At 46.2% G+C, this 868-nt stretch carries 1 protein-coding gene and 1 pseudogene; both read left to right on the forward strand.

What is annotated here, in order from left to right; genetic code table 11:
• Nucleotides 1-287 (forward strand): annotated as a pseudogene (locus CIK04_RS34825) (histidine kinase); the annotation flags it as partial.
• 79 nt (nucleotides 288-366) lie between these two features.
• The gene (locus CIK04_RS34830; RefSeq protein ID WP_325205991.1) at nucleotides 367-612 is read left to right on the forward strand and encodes a hypothetical protein; all 246 of its coding nucleotides are present in this window, start codon (nucleotides 367-369) and stop codon (nucleotides 610-612) included.
• Nucleotides 613-868: the final 256 nt, after the last annotated feature.

Consider the following 868-nt stretch of genomic DNA (forward strand, 5'->3'; position numbering starts at 1 on the left):
AAGAGGTCAGCCAGGGCAAGGTGTTAWTTGACAAGTCACTAGGTACCCAAATTAATCGTGTGTTGTTTAACAAAGAGCAGCGCAAACTGAAGTCCATCATCGACAAAGTGATTCTGGCAGAACAAAGAGGCTTAACGCGCAGTCGAATTCATTCAAAAGACATCTATTTTTTGAATGATCAAGCCAGCCTTCGCTTGCTTTTTGAGGAAGGGCGAGAGCAAGTGATTCGTTATACGATTGAAGAAGAAACCTTTCCACTTTCCTATCGCGTCGAGATGGAAAAGTGAAGGCTATGTCCACGATATTCTGATCGTATCAGCATGCGCAGCGTACTCGAATTTGAGTATGTGCCCGCGGAAGGGCGCGATGTGTTGCAAATGTTGGAAGATGGTGTTGTCGATCTTCTGCCTGCGCGTAACAACCAAGGCGTGGATCAACGCGACTTTCTGGTCACCGGAACCCTATGACCAATATCACTGTTTGATGATGGTGGAAAGTACCGCTGACTATCAAGAGCGTAATCTGGCGATTCTCGATCGCACGGGCAACTACTACTCCTATCTGGATGTGAATCCGAAACTATCGAAAATGTGCGTGTGTTCCGTGAGTTAAAAMGAACTCTTGCCGCAGTTGGAATCGGGAAAAGTGAGTCAACGCGGTTGATGGAATCGGGATACTAATTCATCAACTGTTGATTGACGATCATAGCGATCATTTTAAGCCATTGGCGGACTCCCTAGAGACCGAATTCGTCGTTAAATTAGCGAATGGTGGTTCGTAAAGAACGATCCCATGTTTCATGACATGCTCAACAGTGCGCTGAAGACATTCTCCGCCAAGGAAATCGATTCTATCCAGTCTGCCTACC

This window comes from Vibrio sp. 03_296, assembly GCF_002265885.1.